This is a genomic window from Dyella sp. 2HG41-7, assembly GCF_021390675.1.
Taxonomy (GTDB): domain Bacteria; phylum Pseudomonadota; class Gammaproteobacteria; order Xanthomonadales; family Rhodanobacteraceae; genus Dyella_B.
In genome coordinates this window covers 3,038,802-3,055,643 of the sequence record NZ_JAJEJV010000004.1, presented here as the reverse complement: position 1 = coordinate 3,055,643, position 16,842 = coordinate 3,038,802, and the positions used below count along the sequence as shown (strand labels likewise).

Annotated in this window: 19 protein-coding genes, 1 tRNA gene and 1 other RNA gene; 14 read left to right on the top strand and 7 right to left on the bottom strand. The window is 61.8% G+C overall.

Going from position 1 to position 16,842, the window contains the following annotated elements; all coding sequences use genetic code 11:
• Together lpxK and L0U79_RS15080 are read left to right on the top strand one after the other, a co-directional pair.
• On the top strand, nt 1-1,002 hold the full coding sequence (gene lpxK / locus L0U79_RS15085; RefSeq protein WP_233843072.1) for a tetraacyldisaccharide 4'-kinase: 1,002 nt from the start codon (nt 1-3) through the stop codon (nt 1,000-1,002).
• A gap of 45 nt (nt 1,003-1,047) precedes the next feature.
• A complete protein-coding gene (locus L0U79_RS15080) occupies nt 1,048-1,449 on the top strand; it encodes a DUF6165 family protein (protein WP_233843071.1) in 402 nt (133 codons plus the stop codon).
• Nucleotides 1,450-1,504: 55 nt separating this feature from the next.
• On the opposite strand, the gene L0U79_RS15075 is transcribed toward L0U79_RS15080, so the two are convergent.
• On the bottom strand, nt 1,505-2,542 hold the full coding sequence (locus tag L0U79_RS15075; RefSeq protein ID WP_233843070.1) for a glycosyltransferase family 9 protein: 1,038 nt from the start codon (nt 2,540-2,542) through the stop codon (nt 1,505-1,507).
• 16 nt (nt 2,543-2,558) lie between these two features.
• Between L0U79_RS15075 and L0U79_RS15070 the strand changes: the two genes are divergently transcribed.
• From L0U79_RS15070 to L0U79_RS15035, 8 genes are all read left to right on the top strand, one after another.
• A complete protein-coding gene (locus tag L0U79_RS15070) occupies nt 2,559-3,314 on the top strand; it encodes a 3-deoxy-D-manno-octulosonic acid kinase (RefSeq protein ID WP_233843069.1) in 756 nt (251 codons plus the stop codon).
• A complete protein-coding gene (locus L0U79_RS15065) occupies nt 3,311-4,069 on the top strand; it encodes an MBL fold metallo-hydrolase (RefSeq protein ID WP_233843068.1) in 759 nt (252 codons plus the stop codon). The genes L0U79_RS15070 and L0U79_RS15065 overlap by 4 nt, the downstream gene beginning before the upstream one ends.
• Before the next feature lie 83 nt (nt 4,070-4,152).
• Nucleotides 4,153-4,245, top strand: a tRNA-Ser gene (locus tag L0U79_RS15060).
• A gap of 71 nt (nt 4,246-4,316) precedes the next feature.
• An RNA gene (ffs, locus tag L0U79_RS15055) (signal recognition particle sRNA small type) lies at nt 4,317-4,413 on the top strand.
• A gap of 72 nt (nt 4,414-4,485) precedes the next feature.
• Entirely contained in the window at nt 4,486-6,168 is a 1,683-nt protein-coding gene (dnaX, locus tag L0U79_RS15050; protein ID WP_233843067.1) for a DNA polymerase III subunit gamma/tau, read from the top strand.
• Nucleotides 6,169-6,185: 17 nt separating this feature from the next.
• Nucleotides 6,186-6,509 carry a YbaB/EbfC family nucleoid-associated protein gene (locus L0U79_RS15045; protein WP_233843066.1) on the top strand — a complete coding sequence of 108 codons (324 nt, stop codon included), beginning with the start codon at nt 6,186-6,188 and terminating at the stop codon, nt 6,507-6,509.
• Between the two features lie 46 nt (nt 6,510-6,555).
• A complete protein-coding gene (gene recR / locus L0U79_RS15040; RefSeq protein WP_233843065.1) occupies nt 6,556-7,155 on the top strand; it encodes a recombination mediator RecR in 600 nt (199 codons plus the stop codon).
• Between the two features lie 24 nt (nt 7,156-7,179).
• Nucleotides 7,180-7,524 (top strand): histidine triad nucleotide-binding protein, encoded by a 345-nt coding sequence (locus tag L0U79_RS15035; protein WP_233843064.1) that lies wholly within the window; start codon nt 7,180-7,182, stop codon nt 7,522-7,524.
• 70 nt (nt 7,525-7,594) lie between these two features.
• Here L0U79_RS15035 and L0U79_RS15030 read toward each other — a convergent pair whose 3' ends face one another.
• Genes L0U79_RS15030 through L0U79_RS15015 form a run of 4 tightly spaced genes read right to left on the bottom strand, consistent with a single transcriptional unit; the run spans nt 7,595 to nt 12,107 of the window.
• Entirely contained in the window at nt 7,595-8,185 is a 591-nt protein-coding gene (locus L0U79_RS15030) for a Slp family lipoprotein (RefSeq protein WP_233843063.1), read from the bottom strand.
• A 50-nt stretch (nt 8,186-8,235) separates the two neighbouring features.
• Nucleotides 8,236-10,209: a DUF3488 and transglutaminase-like domain-containing protein gene (locus tag L0U79_RS15025; RefSeq protein WP_233843062.1), complete on the bottom strand. Its 1,974-nt coding sequence runs from the start codon at nt 10,207-10,209 to the stop codon at nt 8,236-8,238.
• On the bottom strand, nt 10,206-11,153 hold the full coding sequence (locus L0U79_RS15020; protein WP_233843918.1) for a DUF58 domain-containing protein: 948 nt from the start codon (nt 11,151-11,153) through the stop codon (nt 10,206-10,208). Before L0U79_RS15020 ends, L0U79_RS15025 begins: the two co-directional genes overlap by 4 nt.
• A 12-nt stretch (nt 11,154-11,165) precedes the next feature.
• Entirely contained in the window at nt 11,166-12,107 is a 942-nt protein-coding gene (locus tag L0U79_RS15015; RefSeq protein ID WP_233843061.1) for a MoxR family ATPase, read from the bottom strand.
• A 10-nt stretch (nt 12,108-12,117) separates the two neighbouring features.
• Between L0U79_RS15015 and L0U79_RS15010 the strand changes: the two genes are divergently transcribed.
• Nucleotides 12,118-13,746 carry a glycosyltransferase family 39 protein gene (locus L0U79_RS15010; RefSeq protein WP_233843060.1) on the top strand — a complete coding sequence of 543 codons (1,629 nt, stop codon included), beginning with the start codon at nt 12,118-12,120 and terminating at the stop codon, nt 13,744-13,746.
• Here the strand turns inward: L0U79_RS15010 and L0U79_RS15005 are convergent.
• Both L0U79_RS15005 and L0U79_RS15000 read right to left on the bottom strand, forming a co-directional pair.
• Nucleotides 13,733-14,320, bottom strand: a complete 588-nt coding sequence (locus L0U79_RS15005) for a Maf family nucleotide pyrophosphatase (RefSeq protein ID WP_233843059.1) — start codon at nt 14,318-14,320, stop codon at nt 13,733-13,735. The two genes, L0U79_RS15010 and L0U79_RS15005, sit on opposite strands and share 14 nt — an antisense overlap.
• Nucleotides 14,317-14,769 carry a hypothetical protein gene (locus L0U79_RS15000; protein ID WP_233843058.1) on the bottom strand — a complete coding sequence of 151 codons (453 nt, stop codon included), beginning with the start codon at nt 14,767-14,769 and terminating at the stop codon, nt 14,317-14,319. Before L0U79_RS15000 ends, L0U79_RS15005 begins: the two co-directional genes overlap by 4 nt.
• A gap of 195 nt (nt 14,770-14,964) precedes the next feature.
• Between L0U79_RS15000 and L0U79_RS14995 the strand changes: the two genes are divergently transcribed.
• From L0U79_RS14995 to L0U79_RS14985, 3 genes are all read left to right on the top strand, one after another.
• The gene (locus tag L0U79_RS14995) at nt 14,965-15,444 is read left to right on the top strand and encodes a YceD family protein (protein WP_233843057.1); all 480 of its coding nucleotides are present in this window, start codon (nt 14,965-14,967) and stop codon (nt 15,442-15,444) included.
• 19 nt (nt 15,445-15,463) lie between these two features.
• Complete coding sequence (gene rpmF / locus L0U79_RS14990; RefSeq protein WP_233843056.1) at nt 15,464-15,658, top strand: 50S ribosomal protein L32; 195 nt, start codon at nt 15,464-15,466, stop codon at nt 15,656-15,658.
• A gap of 196 nt (nt 15,659-15,854) precedes the next feature.
• Nucleotides 15,855-16,829, top strand: a complete 975-nt coding sequence (locus tag L0U79_RS14985) for a beta-ketoacyl-ACP synthase III (protein ID WP_233843055.1) — start codon at nt 15,855-15,857, stop codon at nt 16,827-16,829.
• The last annotated feature ends 13 nt before the right edge of the window (nt 16,830-16,842 follow it).

Genomic DNA, 16,842 nt, shown 5'->3' with positions numbered 1-16,842 from the left:
ATGCGCTTGGCCGACACGCTCCAAGCTGGTTGGTATGGCGATAAACGGCTACCGTGGTGGTGCTATCCGGTCTCCGCGCTTTATGGATACGCCATCGCGTTTCGTCGCGAGCTGTATCGAGGCGGATATTTGCGCGCAGTGCGATTGCCTTCTCCCGTCGTCGTGGTCGGCAACATCACGGCGGGCGGTACGGGAAAAACACCTCTGACATTGGCGTTAGTGGATGCGCTGCGCAAACAGGGTTATCGGCCCGGCGTCGTGAGTCGCGGCTATGGCGGCAGCCAGCGCGAACCGATGTTGCTTGGCGAGTCGCCGAGTCCGACGCAAGTCGGCGACGAACCGTGTCTGATTCGCGCGAGTGGCGTTCCGGTAGCGGTCGGGCGCGACCGTCCCGCTGCTGCGCAGTTGTTGCTGGACGCGGGATGCAATGTCGTGATCGCGGATGACGGCCTGCAGCATTACCGCCTCGCGCGAACGGTGGAGATTTGCGTGATCGACGGCGAACGTCGATTCGGCAATGCACGCTTGTTGCCGGCAGGGCCTTTGCGCGAACCGTTGGATCGTTTGGAAAAAGTGCATTTTCTCGTTTGCAATGGTGGCGTTCCGCGCGATGCCGAGATACCGATGCGCTTGCAAGGTGGCACGGTGCAAGCGCTGTCCGACGGACACGAACAATCGATTGCGTCGTTCGCCGGCACGCGCGTGCATGCGGTCGCGGCTATCGGCAATCCACAGCGCTTTTTTTCGAGCCTGGTGGATCAAGGTCTCGACGTGATTCCACACCCCTTTCCCGATCATCACGCTTTTGCGCCCGACGACCTTGTTTTCGGCGACGATCTGCCCGTGCTGATGACGGACAAGGACGCGGTCAAGTGCCGCGCCTTTGCTCAGCCGCATTGGTGGAGTGCGCCGATAAGGGCTGAATTACCGAGCGATTTTTACGACGCGCTGTTTGCGCGACTGGAAGACAAAGCGCAATCGCCGTCATTGGCGTTATCATAGGCGTCGTTTACCGGCCCGTCCGGCATCCCCGATTGCGAGGTTTTCATGAGCCTGATCCAAGTACCGGTATCCTTTGGCGAGCTGATCGACAAAATCACGATACTCGAGATCAAAGCGCGCCAGATTTCCGATCCGGCCAAATTGGCCAATGTGCACAACGAGCTCAATCTGCTCAATGCCACCTGGGCCAATCATCACGCGTCGCAAACGGATATCAGCAAGGAGCGCGCGCGCCTGCTTGCCGTGAACGAAGCCTTATGGGATATCGAAGATCACATTCGCGTTAAAGAAAAGGTGCAGGCATTCGACGCGGAATTTATCGAGCTGGCGCGTTCGGTGTATTTCAAGAACGATGAGCGCGCAGCCGTCAAACGCGAAATCAATCTGAAGCTGGGTTCGCAGTTGGTGGAAGAGAAGTCGTATCAGGATTACAGCGCAGCGCGCTGATCGCAGGTTCGAAAGCGATTGCCGTTCGGCCATCGCGCGGGCGATAAACGATCGATCAGAGGTTAAGCGCCGATGCTGCTTCGAAGCGCTCGATCACATCGTCGACGGCAATCAAATCCATCACGCCCGGTTTTTCGATTTTCGTGCCCCATGGAATCTCGCTTGCTGGTTTGCCCAGATAGAGGCGAGACGCGGCATCGTATTTGTCGACGCACCAGCGACGGTCGGAATACGGACCGGAGCGTGCGGGGTTGCTGGCGGCGTGCAATCCCAGCACTTTCAGCCCGACGGCGTTGGCCATATGCATCGGGCCAGAATCGGGCGTTAGCAGAAGCTGGGCGCGGCGGCACATCGCCATCATTTTTTTGAGCGTGTCTTTACCCGTCAGATCGAGCGGCGCGCGGCGGCAGTGGGCGAGAATCGCATCCGCCATCTCGCGTTCCGCGGATGACGGGCCGCCGATCAGCACGACGCGCCAATCGCGCGTGGCCGCGTGATCCATAACGGCCGCGTATCGGTCGGGGCGCCAATTGCGCAGCGCGTGGCTGGAAGTAGGGCTCACCAGCAACACCGGTTTGTCATCGGGCCATTGTTCGGCAGCCCACGCGTGTGCTTCACCAGGGATCGGAATGTCCCAGCGGATGCCGGTTTGCTTTAAGCCGAGCGGTTCGCAAAAACTCCCGATGGCTTGCAGCACGTGCTCGCCGGTGCGCACGGGGATGCGCTCGTTGATAACCAATCCGTGCAAGTCTTTGGAACGCGCGCTGTCGTAACCGATCCGGCGTTGCGCTTTGATGCCCAAGCTCAGCAGGTTGGAGCGCAGCGCCACCTGCATGTGCAGCAACGCATCGAAGCGCCGTCCGCGCAATGCCGCGTGCACCTCGCGCATGCCTGCCCAGCCGGCGCCTTTATCGAAGGTGACAAACTCCACCCCCGGCAGATCGCCCACCAACTTGCGCTCCAGCTTGCCCACGACCCAAGTCAGGGACGTCTGCGGCCAGGCTTGCTGCAGCGTACGCACCAGCGGCACGACGTGGGTGACGTCGCCAATGGCGGAGGTACGTAACAAGCATATGGAAGCAGGATCGGACATGTAGAATCGCCGGGCAATGAACCGAGACCAGGCCGCCGCCGCATCGATGCACGAGCAACTGCGCCAAGACGCTGAGGGTGCGATTCTGTTCGACCCAGCCGGGTCCCCACAAGTCGACCGTCAATGGTTCGATGCCGACTACTGGCGGGAGCAAGGGGGCTTGAACAGCCAATCAGGCGGTCGCGGCGGCGTATTCATCATTCGCTCGCCGGCCGGGGAGTGCGTGTTGCGCCACTATCGGCGGGGCGGCATGGTGGCGGCCTTGATGGGCGATCGTTACCTGTGGACGGGAGCCGACCGCACGCGCAGCTTTTGCGAATTCCGCTTGCTGCAAACGATGGCGCGGTTGCAATTGCCGGTGCCGAAAGCGGTGGCCGCCCGGTACGTTCGCGCGGGGCTCTATTACCATGCCGACTTGATGATGCTGCGTCTTGCCGACACGCAAACGCTGACGGATTGTTTGGCACAAGGTCGATTGGACGCCGAACTCGCGCAGGAAGTCGGCGCCTTGGTGGCGCGATTCCATCGGGCCGGCGTGTGGCACGCCGATCTCAACGCACACAACATCTTGGTCGCATCGTCGGGTCTTTATCTGGTGGACTTCGACCGTGGCCGCATGCGCACGCCGGAAGAGAGCTGGCGCATCGCCAACCTGCAACGATTGCGGCGATCGTTGCTGAAGCTCGGCGCAGCGGCTCAGGGCGAGGCCGCGTTCGACGAAGCGATCTGGACGCCGCTTACCTATGGCTACGAGCGTACCCTAAGCGCATGAGCTGGCATTTGCACTTTCTTGGAACCGGCGCCGCGAACGCGGTCGAGTTGGGTTCGTCGTCCGCCGTGATCGAACGGGACGGCAAACCGTTGCTGCTGATCGATTGCGGGCCCGACACGCTGGATCGCTACCTCGCGGCCTATGGCGAGTTACCGCAAAACATCTACATCACGCACACGCACATGGATCATGTGGGTGGCTTGGAGCGTTTGTTTACGCGCTTGTGGTTCGACGATAGGTTGCGCGGAAAAACACGTGTGTTCACGCATGCGGCGCTGGTGCCATGGCTGCAGACGCGCGTGGCCGATTATCCCGGCGTGCTCGCCGAAGGTGGCGTGAACTATTGGGAAGCGTTCCGGCTGGTGCCGTGTTCGCGTGGATTCTGGCTCGACGGTTTCTGGTTCGACGTGTTTGCGACGCGACACCATCGACCCAACACATCGTTCGGTTTGGCGTTGCAGGGCAGCGTCGTTTTCACTGGCGATACACGCCCGATTCCCGAAGTGTTAGCGCAGTATGCGAACGGGCCGACATTGATCGCTCACGATTGCGGTTTGGTCGGCAATCCATCGCATACCGGTATCGACGATATCGAACGCGAATACGACGAAGCGCTTCGCGCGCGCCTCGCGTTGTATCACTACGGGAGCGCCCGTGATGGCGCGGCATTGAAGGAGCGTGGCTATCGCGTTGCAGGCACGGGCGAGCGCGTGGATTTAGCCCCGCCGGCGCCCCTTGACGCGCACGCTGGGTGAATGGCTCTCTTGTCTGACTGAGGCCCAGCCGCTATGCTTCCGCTTCTTTGCCGGTGCAGTTGCGGCAAAACGGTTTTGCGTGCGGAGAGGTGTCCGAGTGGTTGAAGGAGCACGCCTGGAAAGTGTGTATACGGCTTATCCCCGTATCGCGGGTTCGAATCCCGCCCTCTCCGCCAGTTACAGCGAGTTTGGCGCCAACGTTTGATCAGGCTCCAAACCGGGCTTCGATGCCCACCTATGGTGGCCCCGTCGGTCCCCCCGCGACGATAGTTCGCAAACCCCGCCAGGTCCGGAAGGAAGCAACGGTAGCGGATGATTCGGGTGCCGGGGTGTGGCTGGCGGGGCCGCCGCCTTTTTGCGGCATGACTTGCCACGAGTGACTTGGCACAATCGGGGTTGGCCCCAAGGTAGCCGGTATGTCTTATCAAGTACTCGCGCGCAAATGGCGTCCCCGCAAGTTCGCCGAACTCGTCGGACAGGAACACGTCGTTCGCGCGCTCACCAACGCGCTGGACAGCGGGCGCATGCATCATGCGTATCTGTTCACCGGCACGCGCGGTGTCGGTAAAACCACGATTGCGCGCATCTTCGCCAAATCGCTGAACTGCGAACGCGGCGAATCGGCCGATCCCTGCGGCGAATGCGCCGTGTGCACGGCGGTCGATGCCGGCCGCTTCGTGGATCTGCTTGAAATCGACGCCGCCAGCAACACTGGCGTGGACGATGTGCGCGAGGTGATCGAGAACGCGCAATACGCGCCGGCGCGCGGTCGCTTCAAAGTCTACCTGGTGGACGAAGTGCACATGCTCTCCAAGCCCGCCTTCAACGCCTTGTTGAAGACACTGGAAGAGCCGCCGCCGCACGTGAAATTCCTGCTCGCCACGACCGATCCGCAAAAACTGCCGGTGACGGTGTTGTCGCGTTGCTTGCGCTTCAACCTCAAGCGCTTGTTGCCCGATCAAATCGCCGGCCAGATGCGCCATATCCTCGGCGCCGAACATATCGAATACGACGATCCGGCCATCGCGGAACTCTCGCGCGCCGCGGACGGTTCGCTGCGCGACGGTTTGTCGTTGCTCGATCAAGCCATTGCCTACGGCGGCGGGTCGCTGAAGGCCGACGACGTACGCGCCATGCTCGGTAGCGTCGAGCGTGGACAAGTGCTCGGTTTGCTTGATGCGCTCGCGGCGGGCGACGGGCAGGCGCTGATGGCTGAATGCGCGCGCATCGCGTCGTTCTCGCCGGACTTCGCCAGCGTGCTGGATGATCTCGCCGCCGCGCTGCATCGCATCCAGCTGATCCAGCTTGTACCCGGCTATCGACCGGACAACAACGACGGCGACGACCCGGCGTTGTTGCAACTTGCCGAGCGCATCGGCGCCGAAGACGTGCAGCTCTACTATCAAATCGCCACCACCGGCCGCCGCGATCTGGCGATGGCGCCGGACATGCGCACGGGTTTCGAGATGGCCCTGTTGCGCATGCTGGCGTTTCGTCCGTCCGACGATGCCGCGCCGGTAGCGCCGTCGGGCGGGCAGCGTTCGGTCGCGCCGCCTGCACCGCCTCGCGCGCCAGTCGCTTCGCCGGTGCCTGCTTCGGCGCCCGTGCAAAACGCGAGGCCCGCGCCTGCGCCGTCAGCCGTATCGCCTGCGCCAGCGCGCGAAACTGCGGCGCCTGCGGCCGTGCCGGTTCAACGAGTCGCCACCGTGGGCGGTCTCCCTGATTGGGAGGCTCTGATCCAACGCGCCGATCTGCGTGGTCCGCTCGGCCAGCTTGCGCAGAATTCCGCGTTGCGTTCGCGGGAGGGTCACACGCTGGTGCTCGCATTGCAGCCGACGCATATGCATCTGGCAGTGGAGCCGATGGTCAGTCAGATGGCCGATCGCTTGAGCGAGGTGATGGGCGAAGCGATTCGGCTGCGATTTATCGGCGACAGCCAGGGCGCCGTGCATACACCGGCGGCACGCGCCGCAGAGGCGCGCAGCGTGGCGCAATCGGCGGCCGAAGAATCCATCGAAGGCGATCCGCTGGTGCAGGCCCTGAAGCGCGAGTTCGGCGCGCGCGTGGTGCCGCAATCCATCAAACCTATTGAATCCTGATTTCGGAGTTAAGTGTTATGCGAGGACAACTCGGTCAACTCATGCAGCAAGCGCAGCGCATGCAAGAAGACATGAAGCGCGCGCAGGAAGAAATCGCCAAACTCGAAGTCACCGGCAGCTCCGGCGGCGGCTTGGTCACCGTGGTGATGAGTGGCGCGCACGAAGTGCGTCGTGTGCAGATCGATCGCAAACTGTTTGCGGACGATCCGGAAATGGCCGAAGACTTGGTCGCCGCGGCGATCAACGACGCCGTGAACAAAGTGGCGCAGGCGAGCAAGGACAAAATGGGCGGACTCACTGCAGGCATGAATCTGCCCGCCGGCTTCAAGATGCCGTTTTGACAATGATGTTCCGCTGCCTCTTGGGCAGCGGGACTAAATAGACATCATGAGCGGCTCCCCACTTCTCAACGAACTCATCGAAGCCCTGCGTTGCCTGCCCGGCGTGGGCGGCAAAAGCGCGCAACGCATGGCGTTCCATTTGCTTGAGCGCGAACGCGAGCGCGGATTGAAACTCGCGACCGTGTTGCAGCAAGCGATGCAGAAGATCGGCCATTGCACGCGCTGCCGCAATTTCAGCGAGACATCCGAGTGCGCCATCTGCGCCAGCACCAGTCGCGACCGCCATGTGCTGTGTATCGTGGAATCGCCCACGGATCTCGCCGCCATCGAGCAAGCAACGGGCTATCGCGGTCAGTACTTTGTGTTGATGGGACGGTTGTCGCCGCTGGATGGTTTGGGCCCTGAAGAACTCGGATTCGGCATCCTGAGCGAGCGTTTGGCCGAAGGTGAGGTCGAAGAACTGATTCTTGCAACCAACCCGACGGTGGAAGGCGAAGCCACCGCGCACTATCTGGCGCAGCTTGCGCGCGCCGCAGGCATTCGCCCGACGCGACTCGCGCATGGCGTGCCGTTGGGCGGCGAGTTGGAATATGTGGATCGTGGCACGCTGGCGCATGCGTTCGGCAGCCGGCAATCCGTTGACTAAATAGCCTGAAACGGAGAAACGAATATGGGCGACACCATCTTTGGCAAAATCGTACGTCGCGAGATTCCTGCCGATATCGTCTACGAAACCGACGACGTGCTCGCGTTTCGCGATCTCAATCCGCAGGCTCCCACGCATGTGTTGTTCGTGCCCAAGCGCGCCATCGCGACGTTGAACGACGCGACGCCTGCGGATGCGGAGTTGCTCGGCAAGCTGGTGCTCGCCGCCGCCGATTACGCCAAACGCGAAGGTCTCAGCCAAGACGGTTATCGCGTGGTGATCAACTGCAACGAGCACGGAGGACAGACTGTGTTTCATCTGCACGTGCACTTGTTGGCCGGACGACGCATGCACTGGCCGCCGGGTTAATTTTCGACGCTATCGCTACATAAAAAAAACGCCGGCAGATGCCGGCGTTTTTTGTCGAAGCTTTAGGTAATCAGCGGTGACGACGCACCACGATCACCGCAGGCGGCGCATACCAACCGCCCCAGGCGCCCCAATACGGGCCGCCCCAACCCCAATAAGGCCCCCAATACGGGCCCCAGAACGGGTCGTACCAGCCCGGGCCATACGGATAGCCGACGACCATCGGACGCTTCGGCCACAGATAAACGACATTGGCTTCGACGCGCGGATAGGCGTAGTCGTAATCGCCAACTTTGCGCGACACCACGCCCTGCAGCGTGCCGGTGACCGTGATCTCGCGACCGGGCTTGAACACTTCCGGATCGTAGAAGCCCGCGCGACAGGCGACAAAACGTCCCTGCGTGTTGGTGTTGTCGCGAATCGGGCGCGCTTGATCGTCGAGCTGACGGCCCAGTACGTAGAAGCAGGTCGATTGCTGACCAGGTTCGGTGCTGATGATGTCGCCGCCCCAGCGCACTTGCGTGCCATTGGCGCCACCTTGCTGCGCGCCTGTGGACGTGACGGGGGCGAAGTTGCCCTGCAGCGGCTGCGGCACCGTGGCGCACGCGGCCAACAGCGCGGTGGCTGCTGCGAGGCTTAGAAATCGAAAGAGGGGAGACATGGTGTTTTTCTCCATCGTGGGCGGATGCATGCTACATCGTTGCGCCCTGCTTAGACCACGCGGCGCGGTTGGAAATTCCGTACCGCCTGTCGAAAGGTGCGCAGTGATTCAGTGGTGGGTTCAAGGGTCGCGTAGCGCAGTTCGATATAGCACCTCATCAAAAAATCCAATTCCGCACGTTGGCCAGGCAGTGCGCGCATCGCGCGACGAAGGAAATGCTGCGGTCCCTCGCCGCGCCCGCGGAAGATGCCCGCGCGCGTAAGCTTTCGCTCCAACGCGCGCAGGGCCGCGAGGGCGGGGTCGCCTTCCGGCCGACGCCATAACGCCCACGACAACCCGGCTGCACCAAACACCGCCGTGCAGATAACCAGCAGCTTTAACAGCATGTCGGTGTCTGTCTCGCGAATGCCGAACGGAGTCAGCAGTCCACGCTGGCGCAGTGCGTCGAAACCGATAACGCTTTGGCTCCACCATCGGTTGACGATGTCCCACTGATTTCGCGCCGATTGCAGCATGCCCGATTCGTACCAAGGCAGCTGGCTGCCGGCGGCGCTTGAGGCGCCTTGCGAGATGCGCGTCGGTCGCACTGCCGCCGTGGGATCGACGCGCACCCAGCCGCGTCCTTCCAGCCACACTTCGCTCCAAGCATGCGCATCCGCGTTACGTACAAGCAGATATTGCGCGATGTTGTTCCAGTAGCCGCCCTGATAGCCGGTCACCACGCGCGCAGGAATGCCGGCAGCGCGCATCAGGACGGTGAATGCAGAGGCGTAGTGTTCGCAAAAACCTTCGTGCGTGTTGAACAGAAAATCGTCGACGGAATCGTGCCCCAACGGCGCGGGCAGCAGCGTGTAACTGAAGCCGTCGTTGTGGAACATCGTCAGGGCCGCTCGGATGATCGCTCCGTTGTCGCGACCGAAGCGTTGGCGCCATTGCCCGGCGAGTGCACGGGCGCGCGGATCGAAGCCGGCGGGAAGCTGCAGCGCGCGCATGCGGCTGGCGACATCCAAGTTCGGTTGCAGCTGATAACGCAGCGCGGAGCGGGCCGTGTAATCTCGCGCATCGTCGACCGGCTTGTCCGAAAAGACCTCGCCATCCGCATGGGTGTGCGCATCGGCAGGCGTTTGCACCGGCACATCGAGCATCGGCAGCACGCGTTGATGCGACGGTTCCAAGCTAATTCGATAACGGATGGAAGCGCCAGCGTCGACGGGAATCGGAACATCGCTGGGATGTTCGAGCCGTGTCCAATCCCTGCCGTCGTAATCCCACAGCACAAAGGTACGGAAATAGCGCAGGCTCGATGGCGGAGGCGGACCGTCGAAACTGACGCGCATCGCAGCGGTGTCGTCGGTCAGCAATTCGGAGAAGTCGCCGGGCGACATGTGATCGCTTAAGCCCGTGCGCGCGGCTTGTTGATTGGATGTGCCCCAGATCGGCGAACTCAGTCGCGGCAGCAGCATGAAAGCGAAAAGCGCTAGCGGCAGCGAGGCGACCAATAAGGCAAGCGAGGGTAGCAATTGACGCGCAAGTGGCGTCGTCGTTTGCGTCGGTTCGAGCGAGCGCCACGTCGTCAACGCCGGCAATAAGCCGATCGCCACCACAAACGTCGCCACCATGCTTTGATCGAAGAGCAACGCGGCCATCAACAAGAAGCATGCGAAGGCGGCCCCGACACGCGCATCGCGAGGCGCTTCGCTTTCCGTAAGTTTCAACACCAGCAAGCCGGATGCGAGCGCCGATCCCGGTTCGCGACCGAACACGTTGCCGTAATTGAGAATCACCGCGCCCACCAGAATCACCAGCATCGGTACTTTCAGCCATGCCGGCACACGACCAGGCCGATATCGTCGCTGCCACCATCGCAAGCCGAGGGCGCCGACCAATGCGCCCGTCAGCCAAACCGGAAGATGCGGCGCGTGAACGGCAAGAACAAACGCTGTGGTAAGGCAGAGCAGATCAAACGTGCGATCGGCGATTCGCACCGGAGGATGCGCAGGTTTGGATTTCCAAAGACCGATCACGGCAGCAGCGCCAAGGCGCTCATGCAGCGCGCATAGTGAGAAGGTCCGCTGCCGATGTCGATGACGTCGCTGGGCAGCCACAAGCTCCATTGACGGCCTTGGGCTTGCGCTTCGTCCAACCAGCGAGCGAGACGCGAAATGCGGGCTTCGTTGTCCAGGCCGCGCAGATGTCGCCAATCGAGCCGCCATTCCTCTTTGGCTTCGGGTTGTTCGTAATCTTTGACCAGCAGGTTCTCGTGACGCGCGCTCGCTTTCCAGGCGATATGCCGGATGGAATCGCCGCTACGGTAATCGCGTAACGATGCGAGGTCTTCGCCACGATGCAGTCGTTGCTTGCGATGGTCGTCGAGTGGAACGGTAGGACTCGGTCCGAACAATTCTGGGCGCGGCCACACCAAGACGGCGTAGTGTGGATTCACCCAACTCCACGCACGAAACAAACCGAGCGGCCACGTGGTCCAGATGCGAAAACGCGGCACGGATAACCAGCCGCGAAACTCCGTGGGGATGCTTACCGTGACATCGGAGCGACGATTGACGTCAAACGCCTGCGTAGCGTCGGCGACATCGAGTCGAACGGCTTGTCGCAGACTGGATGCTTCGACATCGAACGTGATATCGATCGGTTGTCCCGCGATGGCGTGCCCCGCGCGCACACCTCGGATGCGCAAACCATTCAATGTGCGGAACGCGATCAACATGCTGATCGAGGTTGCAGCGCCGAGCAAGCATGTCAGCAGCAGGGCGGCGTTGTTGGAATAGTTGAGACTGCCAACGAACATCACCAGCAACAATAAGGTGAAGGCCATGCCGAATCCGGTCGGCACGATGTAGATGCGGCGACGATGCAGTTCGATCGGCAGCTCTTCTTGCCTGCGGTGACGCGTCAACGCGGGCAGCCGGCGTTCGGCCCATTGCTGCAGGCGCTGAAGCTGCGCGGGTATCACGGTCTTTCCTTAGTCAACCGCGACTTCGTTCAAGAGCGTACGCGCCAGTGTTTCGCCGCTGGCGCCACGTGTGGCGACCAATCGATGTGCGGCGAGCGGGACGAACAACGCTTGCAGATCTTCGGGTAACACATGCCCACGATCGCTGAGCATCGCCCATCCACGCGCCGCCGCCAGCAAGGAAAGTCCGGCGCGTGGCGAGAGACCCACGCGCACATCAGGATGCCGGCGACTGGCTGCCAAGAGCGCCTGCAGATAATCGAGCAACGCCGGGCTCGCCGTGATGGTTTGCGCTTGCCGATGCAAGGTGGCGAGACTGGGCGCATCGAGTTGCGGTATGAGATTCGTAAGCAGGTCACGCCGATCGCTGCCGGTCAGCAATTCGCGCTCGGCGCTGGCGTCGGGGTAATCGAGCGATACGCGCAGCATGAAACGATCGAGCTGCGAATCGGGTAACGGGAAGGTGCCGGCGAGATCCAGCGGATTCTGCGTGGCGACCACGAAGAACGGATCGGGCAGGGCATGCGTTTGTCCGTCCACCGTCACCTGGCGTTCGGCCATCGCTTCCAGCAAAGCGCTCTGCGTTTTCGGCGTGGCGCGATTGATTTCGTCGGCCAGCAACAAGCCGGCGAAGACGGGGCCTGGATGAAAACGGAACTGACCGGTCTCGCGCTCGTACATGCTGACCCCGATAATGTCGGACGGCAGCAAGTCGCTGGTGAATTGCACGCGTTGAAAATCCAGCGCAAAGCTTGCCGCCAGCGCATGGGCCAGCGTGGTTTTGCCGACGCCGGGCACGTCTTCCAGCAGCAGATGCCCGCCGGCGACCAGGCAGGTAAACGCCAGCTTGACCTGACGCGCCTTGCCGAGCAGAACTTTGTTCACCTGCGCGATAGCGGCATGCAGACGCTTTTGCAGATTTTCATCACGAAGCGGAGTGATGGCTGACATGGATTTACGGATGCCGAGGACAGATAGGGGAGGCGATCCCAGTGTAGTCGCGAGCATTGCGCGCTGGCGAGCGGCTTTCGTCACAGTGTTCCTGTGTCTGTTTCTGGTGAAGCTGGTACTTGCGGCGACCGTGCAGCCTTTCGGCGATGAAGCGTTCTACTGGCAGGAAAGCCGCCATCTGGCATGGGGCTATAGCGACCTGCCGCCGATGACGGCCTGGCTGATCCGGCTGGGCGAAGACGTGGCTGGACATGGATTGCTGGGCATGCGTTGGCCGTTTCTAGTGCTCGGCAGTAGCTTGCCCTGGCTGCTGGTGTGGTTCGGTCGATACGCTTTCGACGAGCGATCCGGATGGCAGGCCGGGCTGCTTTGTCTTTGCCTGCCACTGGCCGGAAGTCTGGGTGTGATGGCGATGCCTGACGTGCCGTTGACCGTCGCCGGCATGATCGCGGCGTTCGCGTTGCTCCGCGCCATGGATATAAACCGCAGGCGCGATTGGTTGCTGCTCGGCATCGCGCTCGCTGTGTGTTGGATGAGTCACTACCGCGCCGCGATGTTCATGCTCGCCGGTGTGTTTTTGCTGGCCTTGGCGCCGCGTGGTCGTGCGCAGTGGAGGCGCTCGGGATTTTGGCTGGCGATGTTCGTCGCCGCCTTGGGACTTCTGCCGCTGATTATTTCGAACTGGCAGCTGCACGGTGCGGGCGTCGCGTTTCAATTGATCGAACGCAATCCGTGGCGCTTTCACGCCGACACGTTGATACAGCCGTTGGAGCAAGCCGTTACTTGCACGCCGATTCTGTACGCATGTCTTTTATGGGCGGCGTGGCATTGCTGGCGGCGACGTGATGAAAGCGGCCCGTGGGATGTGATTGCCGCCGTGTCGATCACGTTTTTGGTCGTGTATTTCGTCGCGGGCTTGTTTGCCGACGATCAACGCTTTCGCGTGCACTGGCCGCTGCCGGGTTATTTGCCGTTGTTGGCGGCGTTACCGGCGTTGCTGCAAGACAAGTTGCGTACGCGCGTTTGGCGACCGATGGTCGTTGTCGGAGCAGGGCTGGGCATGCTCGTGCTGGTTGCAGGGCTCGCGTACCTCGGCTTGGTTGCCTCTCCCGCTACGGCGCGTTGGCTTGGCGCTGCGCGCGCCATCCCCACGGCGTTTGTCGGCTGGCGGGAGAGCGCCGATATCGCCAAGACGCAACTCGCCGCGCAGCCAGCACTGTTGGTGGCGGACAACTTCATGATGGCCGCCGAACTCGATTTTCAATTCGACGGCCAGCGCCAGATTTACACGCTCAATAACCCGCTCAACGCGAAATACGGACGCGCACCGCAAGTGGCTTTGTGGGGCACGGATGAAAGGGCGTTGCGTCGTTCGCATCCAGGCGAATCGGTGCTGCTTGTCGTGGATGAATACATGGTGCGCGAACGTGAGCGTGAAGCGTGGTTGAAATCGCTATGTATGCGCGTGGAAGACTTGCAGCCGGTGCAGCGGCTGAGCTTGTTGGAGGGGCGCAAGAGCGAGGCGTTTTATCGGGGGAAAATCGGAAATACGCCGCCTGCAGATAATGCGGCCAACGCGAACGACTGCGTGGCGTGGAAAAATTACCTGGCGTATGTGGAATCGCTCAAGGCACGCTAAGTCCTGCTTCACGCAGTAGTTGCGCCAGTGCGATAAGCGGCAAACCAATCAACGCCGTTGGATCGCTGTTTTCAATGCGCTGAAACAAACTGATGCCCAACCCTTCGCATTTGAAACTGCCGGCGCAATCCAATGGTTGCTCGCGTTCGATATAGCGTTCGATTTCGTCCGGCTGAAGCTGGCGAAAGTGGACGCGCGTGAGATCCAGATGCGTGTAACGCGCGCCGCTGCGCGTATCGAGCACGCATAGCGCCGTATGAAAATTCACCACGTGTCCGGAGCAGGCGCTCAACTGCGCAAAGGCACGCTCGGTCGTGCCCGGTTTTTCCAGCAAGGCGCCGTGGAGTTCGGCCACCTGATCGGAACCGATCACCAAGGCATCGGCCAAATCTGCCCCCGCATCGGTCGCCTTGGTGGTGGCCAGACGCATGGCGCGGATGGCGGGGTCTTCGCCTGGCAGTTCAGTTTCGATCGTGCCCGGCGCTTTCAGCTCGAAATGCAGGCCCAGCCGACTGAGCAGCTCGGCGCGGTAGCGGGACGTGGAGCCGAGCACCACCCGCGGCGGAGCCGTCACGGGCGCGAGTCCTGCCGGATATGTTCGCGCATGGCGGTATCCAGCTCGTTCTGGGCTTGGCCTAGGGCCTGGAGCAAGGGGAGCAGGCGTTCGCGAGTCTGATCCATGTCCTCAGCTGCGGCGTCCAGCTCGCCCTGGGTTGCGGTGGGCGCCTTATCCCGGATCCAGATGCGCTTCTGCAGCAAGGCGCGCAGGCCGGCGTCGACGGCGTCGGCGGCCTCTTGCTCGCTGGCGGCGGGTAGGTCCGGGTTCATGGACATTACGGCGTGCGCCTGCATCAGGCGGGAGCGGCAGGCCTTCAGATCGGCTTCCACCCGGTCGGCCAGCTCAAGCAGGCGCCGGAGGCTGGCGTTGCGCCGGTTCAAGCGTCGCAACAAGAAGGTGCCAGCCAGGGCGACTGCCAGTAAAATCAGCAGGACAGCCAGGCCGAGCGTCAGGTAAGTGTCCAAGGGATTGTCGGCTCAGGCGGTGGTTGGCGGCAGTCTGCCGCATGCGCCTCATTCAGGCAAAGCTGTAGGCAAGGGTGTGTGATGTGGTTTGCGCCCCCATTGTGGGAGGCGCGTGCGGTTGACTTAACGTCGCGAGAAACTTACTATTTCCCGGTTATGTCCGCGACACTGCCAGAGTCCGTGGACGCTTGGCGCATGGTTTCCGCGCGGCGTTCGTTCCAGGGGTCACTGCCCATCGCCGCAATGTCTCGCTTATGCGAGGCGCTGGCGGATGATGCAGGTTCGGCCCAGTACGAGCTCGATTTCGGTCGAGACGAGTACGGTACCGCCTACGTTGATGTTCGCGTTCAAGCGCCCTTGTGGTTGATTTGTCAGCGCACGCTCGAGCCGTTTGTCATGCCCGTGACGGTGGATAGCCGTCTGGGCCTGATTCGTTCCGAACGTGAGGAAGCCGCGCTTCCGCCGGGATGCGAGCCGCTGCTGATCGCCGAGGACGACAAGCTGAACCCGGTCGATGTGATCGAGGACGAATTGTTGTTGGCGCTGCCGCTGGTGCCGGTCAACCCGGACGGCGTGCTGCCCGAAGAAGTAATCCGCCCGTCGGAGGAAGCCCTTTCCGCCGAAGAGCGTCCCGATAACCCGTTCGCGGTACTGCGCGAACTCAAGAACAAATGATTTAGCTGGAGAAACCATCATGGCCGTTCAAAAGAGCCGCAAGACCCCGTCCACCCGCGGCATGCGTCGCTCGCACGACAAGTTGAGCACTGTCCAGTTGGCCACCGATCCGACCAGCGGCGAAGTGCATCGCCGCCACCACGTGACGGCCGACGGTTACTACCGCGGCAAGAAAGTGGTCGACACCAACGTCGCAGTGGTCGACGAAGACTGAGCACGCCCGGAGCGGTCCACGCTCCAGGAAGCCGGTTCGAACAAAGCGGCGCGGCAACGCGCCGCTTTGCGTTCTGTGAAACCTGCTGCAGAACCTATTGAACGGGCTGTCTCGGCAACGTAACGTTGCGATCTTGGTATTCGGCCTACCGTCATGACGGATGTCCGAAGCACCTCCGCCCGCTGATGGATATTCAATGGCTCAGATCTACTCCCGCATCCTCGCCACTGGCAGCGCGCTGCCGGAACGCGTTCTCACCAACGCCGATCTCGAAAAATTCGTCGACACCAGCGATGAGTGGATTCGCGAACGCACCGGCATTCGTCAGCGTCATATCGCGGCGGAAGGAGAGACCACGGGAGATCTTTCCACGCTTGCCGCGCAGCGCGCGTTGGAAGCGGCTGGCGTCAAGGCGTCGGAACTCGATCTGATCGTCCTGGGCACGACCACGCCCGATATCATTTTTCCCTCCACCGCGTGTCTGGTTCAGCACCGTCTGGGCGCCAACGGCTGCGCGGCGTTCGACGTCAACGCGGCGTGCTCCGGCTTTGTTTACGCCCTGGGCATTGCGGACAAATTCATTCGCAGCGGCCAATCGAAGAAAGTGCTGGTGATCGGTGCGGAAACGCTCACGCGCATGATCGACTGGAATGAGCGCGAAACCTGCGTGCTCTTCGGCGACGGTGCGGGCGCGGTCGTGCTGGAAGCCTCCAGCGAGCCTGGCATCTACGCCACGTGCTTGCACGCGGACGGCGGTCACAAAGAATTGCTGTACAACCCGGTCGGTGTATCGGTGGGCTTCAAGGACGAGCCCAATCACGGCGTGCGCATTCGCATGTCCGGTCGCGAAGTGTTCAAGGTAGCGGTCAAGACGCTCGATTCGCTGGTCGAAGAAACGCTCGGCGCGGCCGGCATGGACGCGTCGCAACTGGATTGGCTGATTCCGCATCAGGCCAACTTGCGCATCATCGAAGCCACAGCCAAGCGCTTGAACATGTCGATGGATCAGGTGATCGTCACCGTCGATCAACATGCCAATACGTCCGCAGGTTCGGTGCCGTTGGCGCTCGATGCGGCCGTCCGTTCGGGCAAGGTCAAGCGCGGTCAGAATTTGCTGCTGGAAGCCTTCGGCGGCGGGTTTACCTGGGCGTCGGCGCTGCTGCGTTACTGATCCAAAACGTTCT